Annotated in this window: 13 protein-coding genes; 5 read left to right on the top strand and 8 right to left on the bottom strand. The window is 67.3% G+C overall.

Annotated elements, in window-relative coordinates; all coding sequences use genetic code 11:
- Positions 1-4: 4 nt before the first annotated feature.
- Genes HPC46_RS08260 through msrB form a run of 3 tightly spaced genes read left to right on the top strand, consistent with a single transcriptional unit; the run spans position 5 to position 3,312 of the window.
- The gene (locus HPC46_RS08260; RefSeq protein ID WP_179468651.1) at positions 5-1,570 is read left to right on the top strand and encodes an alpha/beta fold hydrolase; all 1,566 of its coding nucleotides are present in this window, start codon (positions 5-7) and stop codon (positions 1,568-1,570) included.
- A 20-nt stretch (positions 1,571-1,590) separates the two neighbouring features.
- Complete coding sequence (aftC, locus tag HPC46_RS08265; protein ID WP_179468653.1) at positions 1,591-2,883, top strand: arabinofuranan 3-O-arabinosyltransferase; 1,293 nt, start codon at positions 1,591-1,593, stop codon at positions 2,881-2,883.
- 9 nt (positions 2,884-2,892) lie between these two features.
- Positions 2,893-3,312: a peptide-methionine (R)-S-oxide reductase MsrB gene (gene msrB / locus HPC46_RS08270; protein WP_179468655.1), complete on the top strand. Its 420-nt coding sequence runs from the start codon at positions 2,893-2,895 to the stop codon at positions 3,310-3,312.
- On the opposite strand, the gene HPC46_RS08275 is transcribed toward msrB, so the two are convergent.
- The 6 genes from HPC46_RS08275 to hemE form a co-directional block, all read right to left on the bottom strand.
- On the bottom strand, positions 3,272-5,623 hold the full coding sequence (locus HPC46_RS08275) for a putative bifunctional diguanylate cyclase/phosphodiesterase (RefSeq protein ID WP_179468658.1): 2,352 nt from the start codon (positions 5,621-5,623) through the stop codon (positions 3,272-3,274). The two genes, msrB and HPC46_RS08275, sit on opposite strands and share 41 nt — an antisense overlap.
- A gap of 118 nt (positions 5,624-5,741) precedes the next feature.
- A complete protein-coding gene (locus HPC46_RS08280; RefSeq protein ID WP_179468660.1) occupies positions 5,742-8,039 on the bottom strand; it encodes a putative bifunctional diguanylate cyclase/phosphodiesterase in 2,298 nt (765 codons plus the stop codon).
- 49 nt (positions 8,040-8,088) lie between these two features.
- On the bottom strand, positions 8,089-10,431 hold the full coding sequence (locus tag HPC46_RS35735) for a putative bifunctional diguanylate cyclase/phosphodiesterase (protein ID WP_325096596.1): 2,343 nt from the start codon (positions 10,429-10,431) through the stop codon (positions 8,089-8,091).
- 165 nt (positions 10,432-10,596) lie between these two features.
- Positions 10,597-11,301 carry a hydrogen peroxide-dependent heme synthase gene (hemQ, locus tag HPC46_RS08290; RefSeq protein ID WP_179468662.1) on the bottom strand — a complete coding sequence of 235 codons (705 nt, stop codon included), beginning with the start codon at positions 11,299-11,301 and terminating at the stop codon, positions 10,597-10,599.
- Positions 11,302-11,330: 29 nt separating this feature from the next.
- Positions 11,331-12,686: a protoporphyrinogen oxidase gene (locus tag HPC46_RS08295; protein ID WP_179468664.1), complete on the bottom strand. Its 1,356-nt coding sequence runs from the start codon at positions 12,684-12,686 to the stop codon at positions 11,331-11,333.
- Complete coding sequence (gene hemE, locus HPC46_RS08300) at positions 12,683-13,732, bottom strand: uroporphyrinogen decarboxylase (RefSeq protein ID WP_179468666.1); 1,050 nt, start codon at positions 13,730-13,732, stop codon at positions 12,683-12,685. Before hemE ends, HPC46_RS08295 begins: the two co-directional genes overlap by 4 nt.
- A 255-nt stretch (positions 13,733-13,987) precedes the next feature.
- Between hemE and HPC46_RS08305 the strand changes: the two genes are divergently transcribed.
- Positions 13,988-14,524 (top strand): DUF3000 domain-containing protein, encoded by a 537-nt coding sequence (locus HPC46_RS08305; RefSeq protein ID WP_218893891.1) that lies wholly within the window; start codon positions 13,988-13,990, stop codon positions 14,522-14,524.
- 1 nt (position 14,525) lies between these two features.
- Positions 14,526-15,806, top strand: coding sequence for an HRDC domain-containing protein (locus HPC46_RS08310; protein ID WP_179468670.1), 1,281 nt, complete (start codon positions 14,526-14,528; stop codon positions 15,804-15,806).
- Positions 15,807-15,810: 4 nt separating this feature from the next.
- On the opposite strand, the gene dxs is transcribed toward HPC46_RS08310, so the two are convergent.
- Positions 15,811-17,724: a 1-deoxy-D-xylulose-5-phosphate synthase gene (gene dxs, locus HPC46_RS08315; RefSeq protein ID WP_179468672.1), complete on the bottom strand. Its 1,914-nt coding sequence runs from the start codon at positions 17,722-17,724 to the stop codon at positions 15,811-15,813.
- Between the two features lie 28 nt (positions 17,725-17,752).
- Entirely contained in the window at positions 17,753-19,078 is a 1,326-nt protein-coding gene (nhaA, locus tag HPC46_RS08320; RefSeq protein WP_407665482.1) for a Na+/H+ antiporter NhaA, read from the bottom strand.
- Positions 19,079-19,150 lie beyond the last annotated feature (72 nt).

The following is a 19,150-nucleotide window of genomic DNA, read 5'->3' on the forward strand; positions in this document are numbered from 1 at the left end:
GGACATGCGCGATCGTCGGGTCTGCGCCGTGGTCAGTTTGGGCACCGCGGCACTGACCGCTTTACTGACCGGATGTGCTCCCTGGCTGGCGGCGAACCCGCAGTTCGCAAGCGACAAGGCGCACAACTCCTCGGCCCCCACCTCCACCAAACCGGCCGGCGGGCCGCCGGACATCGCGGTACCCAAGAACGAGCTGGGCTGGAAGGACTGCACATCGAAGGTCTTCGGTGACGCCGGGGCGCCGGCAGCTCCCGGCGTGATCCTCGAGTGCGCCACCTACGACGCCGACCTCGACCCGATCGCCGGTGCGACCGGCACCGTCAGCATCGGTGTGGTGCGCGCCCGGTCGGTACAGACCCCGCCCGACGCCGGCCCGTTGGTGTTCACCACCGGCACCGACATCCCGTCATCCATGCAGTTGCCGGTGTGGCTGTCCCGCTCGGGCGCCGACGTGCTCAAAAGCCACCCGATCGTCTCGGTGGACCGCCGCGGTCTCGGGATGTCCAGCCCGATCGACTGCCGCGACGCGTTCGACCGTCAGGAGATGCGCGACCAGGCCCAGTTCGAGTCGGGCGACGACCCGGTGGCCAACCTCGGCGCGATCACGATGACGGCAACGACGAGCTGCACCGACACCATCGCGCCCGGTGACTCGGCCTACGACAATGCCCGCGCCGCCGAGGATCTCGAGCGGCTGCGCAGCACGTGGGACGTGCCGGCGCTGGCCCTGATCGGGGTCGGCAACGGCGCGCAGATCGCGATGGCCTACGCCGGTTCGCACCCCGACAAGGTGGCCCGTCTGGTGCTGGACTCCCCCGTCCCGCCCGGTGTGAACGCCGAGGCGGCCGTCGAGGAACAAGTCAAGGGGCAGCAGGCCGCGCTCGACGCGTTCGCGGCGCAGTGCGTCGCCGTCAACTGTGCGCTGGGCCCTGACCCCAAGGGAGCGGTCGACTCACTGCTGGCCGCCGCTCGCGCCGGTCAAGGCCCCGGTGGGGTGTCGGTCGCGGTGCTGGCCAACGCGATCGTCACCGGCATGGGCTTCCCCAGCGGCGACCGCATCGGCAGTACCGTCAGCCTGGCCAACACGCTGGCAGCGGCCCGGAACGGGGACGCCAACCAGCTCAACAGCCTGATCAACCGCGCCGAGGCGATGCGCGACAGTGACGGCCAGTTCGTCAACGCCTGCAGCGACTCCCTTAACCGCCCGACCCCCGACCGGGTGCGCGAACTCGTCGTCCAATGGGGCAAGCTCTACCCTCAGTTCGGCACGGTCGGCGCGCTCAGCCTGGTCAAATGCCTGAACTGGCCCAGTGGTGCAGCCCCCAAGGACCCCAAGGACCTGAAGGTCAACGTGCTGCTACTCGGCGTGCAGAACGATCCGATCGCAGGCAACCAGGGGGTGCCCGCGTCGGCGGCCGCGATCATCAATGCCGGCGCTGCCAGCAAGCGGGTGATGTGGCAGGGCATCGGGCACGGGGCCAGCGTGTACTCGGCGTGCGCGCTGCCGCCGATGATGAGTTATCTCGACAGCGGCAACATGCCGCCCACCGACACCTACTGCCCCGCCTGAGCGTCTGACGCATCGCGCCGGTGTACGGTGCGGACGTGGCGCTAGCTGACTCATCGCGATCCGGCCTGCTGGCCGCGTTTCGCCCCCGAACCAGCCCACCCAGCACGTCGGCGGTCCTGCGCTCGGTGCTGTGGCCGATCGCGATCATGTCGATCATTCACCGCAGCTACGTGCTGTCCACGAACGGCTACATCACCGACGACTTCGGCCCGGTCTACCGGGCGGTGTCCAACTTCCGGCGCGGCCTGGACATCTACAACGAACACTTCGACCACGTCGACCCGCACTACCTGTATCCACCCGGCGGCACGCTGCTCATGGCACCCTTCGGGTACCTGCCGGTCTTCGCCTCGCACAACTGGTTCGTGTTCTTCAACACCGTGGCGATGATCATCGCCGCCTGCCTGCTGGTGAAGCTGTTCAAGTTCTCGCTGACCTCAGTGGCCCTACCCGCGCTGCTGCTGGCGATGTTCTGCACGGAGTCGGTGACCAACACCCTGGTGTTCACCAACATCAACGGCTGCATCCTGTTGTGCGAGGTGCTGTTCTTCCGGTGGCTGCTCGACGGCAAGGTCGGCCACCAGTGGTGGGCCGGCGTGGTGATCGGGTTGTCACTGGTGGTCAAACCGGTGCTCGGCGTGCTGTTACTGCTGCCGTTGCTCAAAGGACAGTGGCGGGCCGTGGTGGCCGCGATCGTCGTGCCGGTGGTCTTCAACCTGGCGGCCTGGCCGCTGGTGGCCGACCCGATGAACTTCGTCAAGCGCACCCTGCCGTACATCTTCTCCACCCGCGACTACTTCAACAGCTCGGTGCTGGGCAACGGCGTGTACTACGGGTTACCGATGTGGCTGATCCTGGCGCTGCGGGTGCTGTTCCTGGCGCTGGCCGTGGCCAGCCTGTGGCTGCTGCACCGGTACTACAAGGACCGCGACCCGCTGTTCTGGATGCTGACATCCTCCGGTGTGCTGCTGATCGCGTCGTGGTTGGTCCTGTCGCTGGCCCAGGGCTACTACTCGATGATGCTGTTCCCGTTCCTGATGACGGTGGTGCTGCCCAACTCGGTGGTGCGCAACTGGCCGGCCTGGCTGGCGACCTACGGGTTCCTGACCATGGACCGCTGGCTGTTGTGGCGCTGGCCGACGACGGGCCGGTTCCTGGAGTACATGAAGATCACCTACGGCTGGTCGCTGATGCTGGTCGTGGTGTTCTGCGTGCTGTACTACCGCTATTCGGACGCCAAGGCGCAGGGCCGGCTGGCCGACGGAATCGATCCGCCGTGGATGAGAGCAGCCGACCCCGCACCCCCGCGGTAACGTGAACTCATGAGTTCGATCCCAGCCCCCAAGCTCGAACTGACCGACGACGAATGGCGCAAGCGGCTCAACCCGGCCGAGTACGCGGTCCTGCGTGAGGCCGGCACCGAGCGTCCCTACACCGGCGAGTACACCGACACCAAGACCGAAGGCATCTACGCCTGCCGGGCCTGTGGTGCTGAATTGTTCCGCAGCACAGAGAAATTCGAATCCCACTGCGGCTGGCCGTCGTTTTTCGACCCCTCGCACTCGGAGGCCGTTATCCTGCGGCCGGACGACACCCTGGGCATGCACCGGGTGGAGGTGCTGTGCGCCAACTGCCACAGCCACCTCGGCCATGTGTTCAGCGGTGAGGGCTACCCGACGCCGACCGACCAGCGGTACTGCATCAACTCCATTTCGCTGAAGCTGGTGCCGTCGCAGGAGTGACGCATGGCGCCGGCCCGAACCGGTCGATCACGCCGTCAAAGGTGACGGGCCGGCCGTAGAAGTAGCCCTGCGCGATGTCGCAGCCGTGCTGTCGAAGCCACGCCGCGGTGTGCGCATTCTCGACACCTTCGGCCACCGTGGTGATGTCGAGGACCCGCGCCAGACCGACCACGGCACGGACGACCGCAGCCGCTGTCGGGTCGATGAGCACCGGCGCGATGAACTCCTGATCCAGCTTCAATTCGTCACAGGGCAGCTCCCGCAAATAAGACAGCGTCGAATACCCGGTGCCGAAATCGTCGATGGCGACGCGAATCTTCCGTTCCCGCAACCGACGCAGAACTTCTCGGGTCTGCTCCAGATCCCCGAGCACCATGTGCTCGGTGATCTCGACGGTGAGGCTCGACGGCGGCAGGCCACTCGCGGCAAGAGCAGCCGCGGCCCTGCCCGGCACGGTCGCGTCGGCCAGCAATGGGGCGAACAAGTTCACCGCGACCGACGCGTGAATCCCCGCGGCCTGCCACCGCGCGGCGTCCATACAGGCCTTGCGCAATACGAGGTCGGTGACTTCGTCCATCATGCCGTTGCGGCGGACCATCGGCAGAAAATCCGCAGGCATCAGGACGGTGCCATCGGGCTGCGGCCAGCGCACCAGCGCTTCGAAGCCGACCAAATCGCCGGTCTGCAAACGGAATTGCGGTTGATATACCAACGTCAGCTCGGACCGTTCCACGGCGTGCCGCAGTTCGCTCAACAAGGTCAGCACCGCAGATCCACTCCGCTCCGGAACGCCCTTCGTGCGGAACAACTCCCGGTCGACGCGTACGGACGCCATTTCCGCGGTATAGACGTGCAGAGCGCCTGATCCGGCCCACTTGGCCGAATACATCGCGGTGTCCGCCTGTTTCAGGAGCGCTTCGGTGCTCACTGCGGAACCCTCGGCATCGACGAACGCGAAACCGGCGCTCGGCCTGATCGCCAGTTCATGTCCGTCCACCACAAACGACGCGCCGAAGGCCCCGGCCACCCGCCGCGCGATGCGCTGCGAATCTTCGATGTCACCTACCATGACGACGGCGAATTCGTCGCCGCCGAGCCGGGCCACCGTGTCAGCCCGTCGCACCACCTCGCTGATCCGGTCGCCCACCAACCTCAGCAACCGGTCACCTGTGGGATGGCCGTAGCTGTCGTTGACCAGTTTGAAGTCGTTGAGGTCCAACACCATTACGGCCACCGGAACCCCGTCGCGTTCGCGACGTTGCATCGCCTCGGTCAACCGGTCGTTGAACAGCGTGTAGTTGCCTACACCGGTGAGCGGATCCCGCAGCGCCTGCGCAGCTGCTTCTCTCAGGAGCCGCTGGTTGTCACTGATCGCCAGAAACTGGCGCGCGAAGATGGCCAAAGCCAAACACGACGCGAGCACCAGAACCGGCCGGGATGTCAGGTCCGCAACCGGCTCGGTCGTCGCCGCCACCACGACGAGAACAGCGGTGATGCCGGGCAGCCACACCGATGCCCAGGCCGACTCCGTTCGGACCTTCGGGACCGGCACCGCGGATTGTCGGGACGTCAGCGCGGCGATCGCGATGAGGAACATCCCGGCGACCCAGCCGGTGTCGACAAGCGAGCCGTGAGTGTAGGCATGATTGACCGAGATGTAGGTGTAGACACTGTCCGACAACACAATGCCCAGCAGCCCGGATGTCAACAGCGCCAATGTGACGCGCTGACTGGACGGTCCGCGGACCACGAGCAGCAGAGCGAGTGTCAGGACGGCAATCTCCATGGCAGCGTAGACCGCCGGCAGCAGAACGGTCAGATGTTCGCCGTCACCGGCAGTTTTGTACACCTCGTCCATCACCACGAGCCAGAACACCAGGAAGAACGAGCCCGACACGATGGCCGCGTCGAGAAGGAACCGGCCCACATACCGGGTGGTGATCCCGGTCGGAAACAACAGCAACGCGGCGCCCAGCCCGATCGGGAACAGCACGAAGGGCCAAGTGTCGCTGCCGGACAGCACCTCACCGGAGCAGAACGCCTCGAAACGCACGACGGACGCCGCGCCCAATCCCCAACCGACCAGTCCGACCGACAGGCACACCCAGCCGGCTCGCTGCCGCCCCGACGACGACCGAGCCGCCCATGTCGCACTACCCGCGGCAAACCACGGCGCGGCGACGTACAGGACGTGGTTGACCTTGCCGAGGACGATCGGCGGCACCCAATCGCCGATGAGCCACACGGCAATAGCGGCGGCCGCGGCGGCGATGAACGCGACCGCACCCCCGGTTCGGACCCTGTTATCCACGGTTATCCACGTCGACACCTACGAACGATCAGCCCTATTCGGCAAATTCGCCTGAATCAGGTTAGCAACGGTGGCGCGGCACAGATGGGAAATGACAGTCTCGTCAGCGACCGCGTACTCATGCCGGCCACGGGGCGGGAGCACCGGCGAGACTACGTTTGACCAGGGCGGGCACCTTGTCGGGTGTAACCGGCACGCCGAAGAAAAACCCCTGCCCGACATCGCAACCGAGATCACGCACCAGCGCCGCGGTGTCTGCATCCTCCACACCCTCCACGACCACAGTCAAGCCAAGCACATGCGCGAGGTCGACCACGGCGCGCACCACCGCCGCCGCCCGTTCATCGACAGGGATCGACGCGATGAATCCGCGATCGAGCTTCACCTCGTCGATCGGCAGATCCCGCAGATACGACAATGCCGAATAGCCGCTGCCGAAGTCGTCGATGGCGATCCGAATTCCGCTGTGCCGCAGCTGCTCCAGAACATCACGAGCCCGCTCCATGTTGTCCAGAAACATGTCCTCGGTGATCTCCACGGTCAACCCGCCCGGGCTCAGACCTCGATGGCCCAGCGCCTGTGCGATGGTTGCCGGCAGGCCGGTGGTGTTGGCCACCGACGGGGCGAACACGTTCACCGCCACCGGCACATCGAGGCCGGCGCGATGCCAGCCCTGCCTGGCGTCGAGCGCGGTGGCGAGCACGTGATGGGTGAGACGACCGGTCAGCCCGTGCCTCCGAACCACCGGAAGGAACTCCTCCGGCATCAGTACGCTGCCGTCGGACTGGGGCCAGCGCAACAACGCCTCCACGCCGACGAATTCGCCGGTGCGCAAGTCGATCTTCTGCTGGTACACCAGGGTGAGTTCGCCTTTGTCGATCGCCTGCCCCAGCTTGCCGAGTAGCTGGATGGCCCTGACTCCCGCCGAACCCCCGGGCGGCGCGGACTCCGCGAGCAGCTGATCCTCGGCGGCCTCGGTCTCCAACTGCATACTGGGGTCATAGATCTGGACGCCGCGGAACCGGGAGCGCTTCGCGGTATACATCGCGATGTCGGCTCGCCGCAGCAGCTCACCGCCGGAGAGGTCCGTTTCGTCCGGCCCGCCGACGGCCAACCCGACACTCGGACGCACACGCAGCTCATGTCCGGCGAGGACAAACGGCTTGTCAAAGGCTTCCACGACGCGCCCGCCCACCCGTTCTGCCGCATCGACATTCCGGTCCACGAGCACCGCGAACTCATCGCCACCCAACCGGGCGACAGTGTGCTCGGCCCGGATCCCGTCCACCAGCCGGCGAGCGACCTCGACCAGCAAGTCGTCGCCGACGGGGTGACCGAGATTGTCGTTGACCAGTTTGAAATCATTGATGTCGATCGACACCACACCCGGCCAAACCTTCTCCCTTCCACTGCATTCCATCGCATCGCGTAGCCGCGCGTGAAACAGCGCGCGATTGGCCAGCCCCGTCAGCGAATCGCGCTCCGCCTGATGTGCGACGGTCGCCACCAGTCGTCGATTCTCTCGCACCGCCAGAAACTGCCGGGCCAGAACAGTCACCACCAACAGCCCGGCAACGACCAGGACCGGCCTGGTCTGCCAGATCGGCACCGACCGGCCCGCCACCACAATCCCGGCCACCAACAGCGGCATGTAGGGCAGCCAGACCGACGCCCAGCCGGGCAGCACAACCGAATCGCGATGCGGGCGCGCGCCGTCACGACCCGCCGCCGCAGCCACGGTGGCAAGCAGCAGGCCGGCCGCCCACCCGATGTCGACAACGCTGCCCGAATAGTATTCGCCCCTCGCGGAAAGATAGGCGAAAGCACTGTCCGAGAACGCGAAACACGCGATCGCCGCGGTCAGGAGGATCAGCGGAAGCCGGTGTTCGTCGCCCGACCTGACCATGACCATGCCTGCGACTGCCAGGATCACGATGTCGGATACCGGATACGCCAACGAGACGACCATGCCCAGCCGGTTTTCGGGATCAGACAGGTACATCGGCTCCAGGATCAGCACCCAGCTCACCAGGAACAACGAACCCGCGATGATGATCCCGTCCAGCACCAACCGCATCCGCGACTCGTTGCTGTGCTCCACGGGGAACAGGAGCAATGCCCCGGTTGCGCCGATCGGCAGCAACAGGAAACCGACGTCGGCGAACGAGGGCGATGGGATCTCGTGCAGGTACAGTTCGTAGAACGCCCAAATCGCCTCGCCGACTCCCCATCCCGCAATGCCGGCGGCCAATGACAGCCAAGCCAGTCGGAGGCGACCGCTCCGCGACCGGGCAGCCAGGACCGCAAAAGACGCCGCCGGAATCGTCAGCGCGACGAACACGAAATCTGCGACGGCGGCCAGCGTCGACCCGTGCAGCCACCCAAGGAGAATCACCACGACGAGTGCGACGAACACCGTGGCGGCCGCGACGACGACATGGGATGTCCTCGGCAGTTCAGACCTCCTAGCGCATCAGCTCGATCTGTGGGACGTCGGATTCGACCCAGTGACAGGCGCCCTCACGGATTGAGCAGCCCAAGGTCTGGCAGGTGCCGTCGGTTTGACACTTCTTCAAGACCTCGGCGAGCTTGGCCGACGACAGCGGCGGGCTGAAGTAATAGCCCTGCCCGACGTGGCAGCCGTGTTCCCGAAGCCAGTCCGCCGTGACAGCGTTCTCAATACCCTCGGCGACGGTCGTCAGTCCCAGTTCGTCGGCCAGGCTGACCACCGCCCTCACCACGGCCGCCGCTCGCCGGTCGGCGGGGATCGGCGCGATGAAGTGCCGGTCGAGCTTGACTTCGTCGACGGTGAGGTCGCGCATGTATGACAGCGCCGAGTAGCCGCTGCCGAAATCATCGATGGCGATCCGAATGCCGTTCTCCTGCAATTGATTCAGCACGGTCTTGGTGCGATCCATGTTGTCCAGGAACAGGTCCTCGGTGATCTCCACGGTCAGGTGCGACGGGTCGATCTTCCGGTCCGCCAGCGATTTGGCGAACTTGCCGGGCAACCGCAGATCGGCCATCGAGGGCGCGAACATGTTGACGGCGATGGGTACAGTGAGACCCTCTGCGCGCCAACGCAATACGTCATCGAGTGCCTGGTTCACCACCAGATCGGTGATCGAGCCCATCAGTCCGTAGCGGCGCACCAGCGGAAGGAACTCATCGGGCGGTAGCAGCCCCCGCTTTGGATGCGGCCAGCGCACCAGCGCCTCCACCCCCACGATCGCCGCGGTGTTCAGGTCGAACTTCGGCTGATACACCAGGGTGAGTTCGAACTGGTCGATGGCCTGACGCAGCTCGCCCAGCAGCCGAATCGTGCTGGCGCCGCTGCGGGCGACCGGGAACGGCCCGCTGACGAACAGGTCACTATCCGGTGATTCGGCCAGCAGCATCTCCGAGTTGAACGGATGCACGCCACCGCTGCGGGACCGCTTCGCCGAATACATCGCGATATCGGCCCGTTTCAGCAGATCCTCGGCGGTCAGGTCGGGCTCGTCGGCGTCGGCGACCGCGAGCCCGACACTGGGCCGGATCAGCAGTTCCTGGCCGTCGACGACGAACGGCTCGTCGAATGCCTCCACCACCCGGTGGGCAACCAGCTGTGAATGGTCCACTCTGCCCTCGATGAGGACCGAGAATTCGTCACCGCCCAGACGCGCCACCGTGTCGCCTGCTCGCACACACGCGACGATCCGTTCGGCGACCAGGCTGAGCAGTTCGTCACCGACCGGGTGACCGAGGGTGTCGTTGACCACCTTGAAATCGTCGAGATCCATGGCCAGGACACCGACCGAGATGCCGTCTCGCTGGCGCATTTCCATGGCGTGGTTGAGCCGATCCCGGAAGACGATCCGGTTACCCACGCCGGTCAGCGGATCGCGCAGCGCCTGCTCGGCCACCGTGGCCAGCAGCACGCGGTTCTCGGCCATCACCAACACCTGGCGGGCGCTGAAGGCCAGCAGCAAGACGATGCCGATGGCGGGTATCGGGCCGTCCTTGATCTCCTCGGGCGACTGGGTGAAGATCGCGATGCTGGCCAGCATCAACGGTACGAACGGTAGCCACACCGCAGTCATCGAACCCGGTTGAGCCGCAACCACTTCCCGGTGCGCAAAGCCTCGCCCTGTGATCGCGGCGCCGATGAACAGCACCAAGCCGAGCAGCCATCCGAGATACACCGGGGTCACGTTCGTCGGCTGTGCTGTCGCCGTCAGGTAGACGAAGGTGCCGTCGGATATCGCAATTCCCGACATGCCGAGGGTCAGCAAGGTCAGCGTCAGCCGCTGGCCGCGTTGGGCACGCGCCACCACCAGGACGCCAATCGTGAGCACCGCGGCATCCAACACCGGGTAGCTGACCGAGACCGCTACCTTGAGTCGATCTGCGGGAACTGACTTCCGCAGCTCGTCGAGTACCACGATCCAGCCCACAATGGTCAACGACCCGGCCACGATCAGCCCGTCGAGAATCAGCCGGGTCCGCGACGTGCGACTGAGGCCGGACGACAGCAGCAACAGCGCGATCGCGGTCGCGATCGGCAGGACCAGATAAGCGATGTCGGCCACCGAGGGGTACGTGTGCTCGAGCTGGATCGCCCGGTAGACAATCCAGAGAAGCCCGCCGACGGTGAACGAGCCGAGACCGATCGCAACGACGACCCATGCGGCACGCACCCGGCCGCTGCCCGCTTGCGCGGTCGCTGCGGCAGCCGACATCGCGACCATCGCCAGCGCGATCATCGCGCTGTCGGCGACCATGAACAGCGAGACCGGCGACTCGGTCGACCAGCTGCTGATAGTCACCAAGACGGCAGTGAGGAGCACAGACGCGACCAGACCACCAACCACGGGCCTCGTCTGCGTCGCCCCTAGCCCCGTCACGCGGGCCCCCCGATCGTCCCGGCCGCGCAGAAACACGGCCACGCAATCGTAGCGAACTCTTGGCCTACCGACGGCGCGATTGCGCAGCTAGGGCAGCTTGGCGACCAGTTCCTCGACACCGATCCGGGGACCGGTGAAGAACGGGATCTCCTCGCGTACGTGGCGGCGGGCCTCCGTGGCGCGCAGATCCCGCATCAGGTCGACGATGCGATACAGCTCAGGAGCCTCGAACGCCAGGATCCACTCATAGTCGCCGAGGGCGAAGGCGGGCACCGTGTTGGCGCGGACATCCTTGTAGCTCCGCGCCGCCATCCCGTGATCGGCCAGCATTTTGCGGCGCTCGTCATCGGGCAGCAGATACCAGTCCAGCGAACGGACGAACGGGTAGACGCAGACGTAGTTGCCCGGCTCCTCACCGGCCAGGAAGGCCGGGACATGACTCTTGTTGAACTCGGCCGGCCGATGCAGCGCGACGGCGCTCCACACCGGCGATACCGCCCGGCCCAGCGTGGTGGTGCGCCGGAAGTCGCTGTAGGTGGCCTGGAGTGACTCGATCCGCTCGGCGTGCGTCCAGATCATGAAATCGGCGTCGGCGCGCAGGCCGGCGACGTCGTACAGACCGCGAACCACGACACCGTTCTCCTCCTGCTGTTTGAGGAACGTGGCGGTTTCGTCGACGACGGCGGCGCGGGACTCCTCGTCGTAGCCCAGCTCCCCCGGTTCGGCGGCGAACACCGAGAACATCACGTAGCGGATTGTGGCGTTGAGCTCGTCGTAGTCCAGTTTGGCCATGGCACCCATCGTGCCACGCGGGGATACGCCTATTGACGGATGGTGGCGGCCACCACAGCCTGCGCAGCGCGGCCTGCCACCGCCACGCACGCGGGTACCCCGATGCCGTCGAGGTAGTTGCCCGCGATCGCCAGCGTGGGTGGCACGTCGCTCCGCAGTCCGGCGGTGAGCTCCCGATGACCGGGGCCGTATTGCGGCATCGCGTCCAGCCAGCGGTGCACCAGGAAGTCCAGGGGGTCCACCGCGATGCCGAACACCGCCTCGAGGTCGGCCACCGCCCAGTTCAGCAGCGCGCTATCGGGGGTGTCGCGCGCCACGGAATCACCGAACCTGCCGAACGACAGCCGCAGCAACTCGGCATTGCCGCGCGCTCCCCACTTGCGGGTGGACAGGGTAATCGCCTTGGTGTGCAAGCGTTCTCCGCTGGCGACGAGTACACCGGACTGCTGTGGCAGCGGGGTGCCGCCGGGGACGGCCAGCGCCAGCACCGCCGCCGAGGCGACCGGGATCCGGGCGGCCGTCGCGGCGGCGTTCGGTGCGACGTCGGCCAGCAGCGGCGCCAGCCGCGGCGCCGGTACGGCGACGATGACCGCATCGGCATGGTGGTGGCCGTCCTCGTCGTCGCGCAGGTTCCAGCCCTTTGCGTCAGGGGCGATGTGCTGGATCGCGTTCTGCACCCAGCGCAGCCGGCTGCGGGCCACCAGCTCGTCCAGCAGCACCTGATAGCCGCCCTCGATAGCACCGAACACCGGACCTTGCGCGCTGCCCGGGAGCGCGCGCCGGCCGGCGTCGGTGAGGCTGGGGGCACCGGCGTCGAGGGCGGCGGCCAGCGTCGGCGCCGCGGAGCGGATGCCGATGGTGGCCGCCGAGCCGGCGTAGACGCCGGAGAGCATCGGGTCGACCGAGCGGGCGACGACCTGGTCGCCGAAGCGGTCGGCCACGACCGCGCCGACGGCCGGGTCGGCGCCGGCCTGCCAGCGCAGCGGCCGGTTGGGCTCGGCGGCCATCTGCGCGATCGTCGCGTCGTCGACCAGGCCGGTCACTGACGCCGCCGAGGTCGGGATGCCGTTCACGGTGTCCGGCGGCAGCGGGTGGCTGCGGCCCTGGCTGTAGATCGTGGGCCGCACACCGGTGGTGCTGATCTGCCGGCCGGCCAGGCCGAGCTCGGTCAGCAGGGCGGGCACTTCGGGGCGGCGCACCACGAAGGCTTCCGCGCCGACGTCCATCATTTGCCCACCGAGGCGTTCGGTGCGCAGGATCCCGCCGAGCCGGTCGGCCGGGTCGAACACCGTGATGTCGGCGTCGTCACCCGCCAGCACGCGCAACCGGTAGGCGGCGGCCAAACCTGAAATGCCGCCTCCGACAACGCAATACCGGGGGCTCACAACGAATGCACCAAGCCCACCAGATCTGTCAGCAGTCCCGGGTCGGTGGCCGGAAGAACGCCGTGGCCGAGGTTGAAGATGTGCCCGGCAGCCCCGGCGTCGACCGCGCGCCTGCCGTCGTCGACAACCGAACGTGCCGCCCGCTCGACCGCAGGCCAGCCGGCCAGCAGGGCGACGGGATCCAGGTTGCCCTGCAGGGCCTTGTTAGGGCCGACGCGCAGTGCGGCGTCGGACAGCGACGTCCGCCAGTCGACGCCGACGACGCCGGCCCCCGCCTCTCCCATCGCACCGAGCAGCTCAGCGGTGCCGACGCCAAAGTGCGTCATCGGTACCTGGTAGTCGGCCAGGGCGGCGAACACCCGCGAACTGTGCGGCAATACGTGGCTGCGGTAGTCGGCCAGCGAGAGCGTGCCCGCCCAGGAGTCGAACACCTGGATGGCATCCACTCCGGCATCGAGCTGCACCTTCAGGAACGCGATCGTCAGGTCGGCCAGAACCTCCATCAGCGCGTGCCAGGTCGACGGATCGGCCAGCATCATCGCCTTGGTCCGCTCGTGCTGCTTACTGGGGCCGCCCTCGATCAGGTACGACGCCAAAGTGAACGGGGCGCCGGCGAAACCGATCAGCGGCACCTCGCCGAGCTCGGACACCAGCAGCCCGACCGCGTCGGCGATCGCGCTGACCCCCTGCAGCTCAAGGCCTTTCATGGCGTCGACATCAGCGGCGGTGCGCACCGGATGATCGATCACCGGGCCGACGTCGGGCACGATGTCCAACGCGATGCCCGCGCCGCGCAGCGGGACCACGATGTCGGAGAACAGGATCGCGGCGTCGACCCCGTGCCTGCGGATCGGCTGCATGGTGATCTCGCAGACCAGTTCCGAGTCGAAGCAGGCCTGCATCATCGTGTTCTTGGCCCGCAATTCGCGGTACTCGGGAAGCGACCGGCCGGCCTGGCGCATGAACCACACGGGGACACGGCTCGGCTTGCGGCCGGTGGCGGCGGCCAGGTAGGGCGCCTCGGGCAGCCGGCGACGGGTACTCATCGCGTCCATGTTCCCATGAGCCCACGAGTCCGGCCCACATGCCCTCAGCCGCCGGGGCCTATCCCCGAGTCGCTTCGCTCCTGCCCGCCGGGGCCCATCCCCGAGTCGCTTCGCTCCTGCCCGCCGGGGCGGTACCCCCAGCCCGCCGGATGGCACCAAATCGGCGCGCCTGCCCCCTCGACCTCGACGATAGGGCTAGCGTCAATTGCTGTGACCACTGCGGAACCGGCGCTTTTCCGCGAGGCGGTGGCGGCGATGAACACCGCCGAGGTACGGCCGGAGATCGAGCTCGGTCCGATCCGCCCACCTCAACGTCTCGCGCCCTACAGCTATGCGCTGGGCGCTGAGGTCAAGCACGCCGAGACCGAGATCGTCCCGGAGCACACCGAGGGCGACGCGTTCGGCCGACTGATCCTGCTGCACGATCCCGACGGCTCCGAGGCCTGGGACGGCACCATGCGGCTGGTCGCCTACATCCAGGCCGACCTGGACTCCAGTGAGGCCGTCGACCCCTTGCTGCCCGAGGTTGCGTGGAGCTGGCTCGTCGACGCCCTCGACAGCCGCGCCGAGCACGTCACCGCCCTGGGCGGGACTGTCACGGCCACCACCTCGGTCCGGTACGGCGACATCTCCGGTCCGCCGCGTGCGCATCAGCTCGAGATGCGGGCGTCCTGGACGGCCACGACGATGGCGCTCGACACCCACGTCCAGGCGTTCTGTGAGGTGCTCGAGCACGCCGCGGGGCTGCCGCCGGTGGGAGTGACGGATCTGGGTTCCCGCTCGCGCGCCTGACATGCCAGAACACGACGATGACGCCGCCGCCGCGGTGTCCGATACTCCAGCCGACGACGCCCCCGCGGCCACTCCCCTGCTGTGCCCGTCCGAGGGTGTGCCGCCGCTCTCGGTCAGCGTCGACGAGATCGCCAGGGCCGCTGAGCAGCTGGCGAAGGGCACCGGTCCGTTCGCCGTCGACGCCGAGCGCGCGTCAGGCTTTCGCTATTCCAACCGCGCCTACCTGATCCAGATCCGCCGCACCGGCGCGGGCACCGTGCTCATCGACCCCGTCAACCACGGCAACAGCCCGATCGACGTGCTGCGCCCGGTCGCCGAGGTGCTCGCCGAAGACGAGTGGATCCTGCATGCCGCCGACCAGGATCTGCCCTGCCTGGCCGAGGTCGGGATGCGACCGCCCGCCCTCTACGACACCGAGCTGGCAGGCCGGCTGGCCGGCTTCGATCGGGTAAATCTGGCGGCAATGGTGCAACGCCTGCTCGGATTGGGGCTGGCCAAGGGACATGGCGCGGCGGACTGGTCCAAACGCCCGCTGCCCGACGCATGGCTGAACTACGCGGCCCTGGACGTCGAGGTGCTGATCGCGCTGCGCGAGGCGATCGCCGACGTCCTGCACCAGCAACGCAAGACTGATTGGGCCGCAGAGGAATTCGAATACCTCAGGTGTGCGGAAGCGACCCCGACGCGGCGGGATCGGTGGCGTAAGACATCCGGGATCCACAAGGTCCGCAACCGCCAGGCGCTGGCTGCGGTCCGCGAGTTGTGGACGGTGCGCGATCAGATCGCCCGGAGCCGCGATATCGCGCCGGGGCGGATCCTTCCGGACTCGGCGATCATCGCCGCCGCGGTGGCCGACCCCAAGACCGTCGAGGACCTGACCAAACTGCCGATCTTCGGCGGGCACAAACAGCGTCGCAGCGCGCACATCTGGCTGGCCGCCCTGGAGTCCGCTCGCACCAACCCAGAACTGCCAGACACCTCCGAGCCGCAGAATGGCCCGCCGCCGGCAGTGCGATGGACCAAGCGCAAGCCCGAGGCGGCCGCCCGCCTGGACGCCGCCCGCGCGCAGCTCTCCGAACTCTCCGAGCGGGTACACATCCCGACCGAGAACTTGGTCTCCCCCGAACTCATCCGCCGGCTGTGCTGGGACTGGCAGGACAGCGGCGATGTCAGCGGGGCGATCGAGACCTTCCTCCGCGACGGAGGGGCCAGGCAATGGCAACGCGCGCTTGTGGTTCCGGCGTTGACGACGGCACTGAGCCCGCCGGCTGAAAAGGATTGAGCGCTTACCGCTTGTCGGCCGAGTCGCTGACCGTGTCGTCGACCGCGTTCAGTGCGGCCACCCAGCCGGTGACCTGACGGGCGATGTTCTGCTCGGTCAGGCCGACGGCTTCGAGCACCTCACCTCGCCCGGCATGGTCCAGGAACTGTTGCGGCACAGCGATATCGCGGCACGGGATGTCGATCTCGGCGGCGCGCAGCGAGGCGGACACCGCAGAGCCGACGCCGCCACGCACGCCGTTGTCCTCCATCGTGACCACCAGCTTGTGCGACTTGGCAAGGGAAGCAATCGCATCCGGCACGGGGATCACCCAGCGAGGATCCACCACGGTCACCCCGATGCCCTGATTACGCAGCCGCTGGGCGACCTTGAGCGCCATCGGGGCGAACGATCCCACCGCGACCAACAGCACATCGTTGCTCAAACCCTCTGCCGGAAACGCCAGAACGTCAATGCCCGAGAGCCGTTCGAGCGCCGGAATGTCTTCACCCACTTCCCCTTTGGGGAAACGGATGGCAGTCGGGCCGTCATTGATCTCCAGCGCTTCGCCCAGCTCCTCGCGCAGCCGGGCGCCATCACGCGGCGCGGCCACCCGGATGCCGGGAACGATGTTGAGCAGCGACAGGTCCCACATGCCGTTGTGGCTGGCGCCGTCATTGCCGGTGATCCCGGCGCGGTCGAGGACCATGGTGACGGGCAGTTTGTGCAACGCGACGTCCATCATGATCTGGTCGAACGCGCGGTTGAGGAACGTGGAGTAGATCGCGACCACCGGGTGCAGCCCGCCCATCGCGAGCCCGGCTGCCGACGTCACCGCATGCTGCTCGGCGATCCCGACGTCGAACAATCGATCCGGAAAGCGCTGCCCGAACGCCGACAGGCCGGTCGGACCGGGCATCGCGGCGGTGATCGCCACGATGTCGCGCCGCTTGGCGGCGTACGAGATCAACGACTCGGAGAACACCGATGTCCACCCCGGCGCCGCAGACTTGGTGGCCAGCCCGGTGTCCGGGTCGATCACCCCGCAGGAGTGCATCTGCTCGGCCTCGTCGTTCTCGGCCGGTGCGTACCCCATGCCCTTGCGCGTGACGACGTGCACGATCACCGGGGCGTTGAATCCGCGGGCGTGCCGCAGCGCGGTCTCCACCGCGTGTTCGTCATGGCCGTCGATCGGGCCGACGTATTTCAGGCCGAGGTCGGTGAACATCACCTGTGGCGACAGCGCGTCCTTGATACCGGCCTTCACGCTGTGCATGGCCTGGTAGCAGGGTTCGCCGACGACCGGGACTCCGCGCACGGCGACCCGGGTGCGCTCCAGCAGCCGCTCATAACCCGGTTGCAAACGCAGCCCGGCCAAATGATCGGCCAGACCCCCGATCGTCGGAGCGTACGAGCGGCCGTTGTCGTTGACGACGATGACCACCGGCCTGCGGGCAGCGGCGATGTTGTTCAGCGCCTCCCAGCACATGCCGCCGGTGAGCGCGCCGTCACCGACCACCGCGACGACGTGGCGGTTGCGGTGGCCGGTCAGCTCAAAGGCCTTCGCCAACCCGTCGGCATAGGACAGCGCCGCCGAGGCGTGGCTGGACTCGACCCAGTCGTGCTCGCTTTCGGCGCGGGACGGGTAGCCCGACAGCCCGTCGCGTTTGCGCAACGTGTCGAAGTCGGCCGCGCGGCCGGTGAGCATCTTGTGGACGTAGGCCTGGTGTCCGGTGTCGAAAAGGATAGGGTCGTGCGGAGAGTCGAAGACCCGGTGCAACGCCAGCGTCAGCTCGACGACACCGAGGTTCGGCCCGAGATGACCACCCGTGGCAGCGACCTTGTGAATCAGAAACTGGCGAATCTCGGCGGCCAGATCGGTCAGCTGCGCTTGGGACAGGTGTTGCAAATCGGCGGGGCCGCGAACCTGTTCGAGCATCTGGCCAGTCTACGCACTGCTCCGTAGATCAGTCCTGATGAGACTCGTAGATGTCGGGCACACCGTCGTGGTCGCGATCGGTGTTCTCCAGCTCCCACACCGTGCGGTAATGCCGGTTGCGCAGCCGCAACACGACTGCCGCGAGCACGGCGGCCAGCAAACTTCCCGTGAGCACCGCGACCTTCACCACGTCGAGCCGCTCCGAGCCTGGTTCGTAGGCCAATTCGCCGATCAGGAGGGATACCGTGAAGCCGATCCCGGCAAGCATCGAGATGCCGAATACGTCGATCCAGCGCAACGCCGAGTCGAGACTCGCGCGGGTCAGTTTTGCCAGTGCCCAGGTGGTCCCGAACACCCCGATCGTCTTGCCCGCGACCAGGCCCACGACGATGCCCATCGCGATCGGATCACGCAGAGCTGTGATCAAACCGTGATACCCGCCGAACGTCACACCGGCGGCGAAGAACGCGAACACCGGGACCGCGAAGCCCGCCGACAGCGGCCGCATCCGGTGCTCGAAATGCTCGGCCAGGCCGGGTCCGGCCTCCGGGCCGCCGGCCGCCGCGCTGCGCAGCACCGGCACGGTGAAACCGAGCAGTACCCCCGCCACCGTCGCGTGCACGCCCGACTCGTGGACGAACGCCCAGGTGAGCACCGCGAGCGGGATGAGCAGCCACCACGAGGAGACCCGGCGCTGCACGAGCACGGCGAACAACGTCAGCGGGATCAGCGCGACCAGGAGCGCGACGACGTTGATCTTGTCGGTGTAGAACACCGCGATCACCGTGATCGCGAGCAGATCGTCCACGACGGCCAGCGTGAGCAGAAACGTCCGCAGGGCGGCCGGAAGGTGCGTGGAGATGACGGCGAGCACGGCGACCGCGAAGGCGATGTCGGTGGCCGTCGGTATCGCCCAGCCGCGAGCCGCACCGTCACCCGCGTCGAGTGTGAACGCGACGAAGATTGCCGCAGGTATCACCATCCCGCCCAGCGCCGCCGCGATCGGCAGGGCAGCCTGGCCTGGGTCCCGCAGATCGCCGGCGACGAACTCCCGCTTGAGCTCCAGGCCGACGACGAAGAAGAAGATCGCCAGCAGCCCATCGGCCGCCCAGCCGCCCAGGCTCAGATCCAGATGCAGGCCGAGCCGGTCGGTGCCGACGTGCAGGTCCTCGAACCGGTCGTAGGCCGCCGACCACGGCGAGTTGGCCCAGACCAAGGCGACCGCCGCGGCCAGCAGCAGCAGCGCCCCACCGACGGTCTCCTTGCGCAGGATCTCCGATATGCGCGCGGTCTCAGCCCACGAACCCCGGGCAAACAGTGCGCGGGCCACCAACGGCTTGCGGTCGGCCACAATTCCCCTCAGATGTCGACGAGCATCAAAAAGTTTCCGCCGACCAGACTTCCCGGCACACCGGGACCTAACTCT

Origin of the sequence: Mycolicibacterium vinylchloridicum, from assembly GCF_013404075.1 — a bacterium.
GTDB classification, from domain to species: Bacteria; Actinomycetota; Actinomycetes; order Mycobacteriales; family Mycobacteriaceae; genus Mycobacterium; species Mycobacterium vinylchloridicum.

Bases quoted from the DNA above. Each gene is read 5' to 3' on its own strand.
- hemE (WP_179468666.1), bottom strand. From the start codon at position 13,732: ATGAGTACCCGTCGCCGGCTGCCCGAGGCGCCCTACCTGGCCGCCGCC.
- dxs (WP_179468672.1), bottom strand. From the start codon at position 17,724: ATGCTCGAACAGGTTCGCGGCCCCGCCGATTTGCAACACCTGTCCCAA.
- HPC46_RS08310 (WP_179468670.1), top strand. From the start codon at position 14,526: ATGCCAGAACACGACGATGACGCCGCCGCCGCGGTGTCCGATACTCCA.
- msrB (WP_179468655.1), top strand. From the start codon at position 2,893: ATGAGTTCGATCCCAGCCCCCAAGCTCGAACTGACCGACGACGAATGG.
- HPC46_RS08305 (WP_218893891.1), top strand. From the start codon at position 13,988: ATGAACACCGCCGAGGTACGGCCGGAGATCGAGCTCGGTCCGATCCGC.
- hemQ (WP_179468662.1), bottom strand. From the start codon at position 11,301: ATGGCCAAACTGGACTACGACGAGCTCAACGCCACAATCCGCTACGTG.
- HPC46_RS08260 (WP_179468651.1), top strand. From the start codon at position 5: ATGCGCGATCGTCGGGTCTGCGCCGTGGTCAGTTTGGGCACCGCGGCA.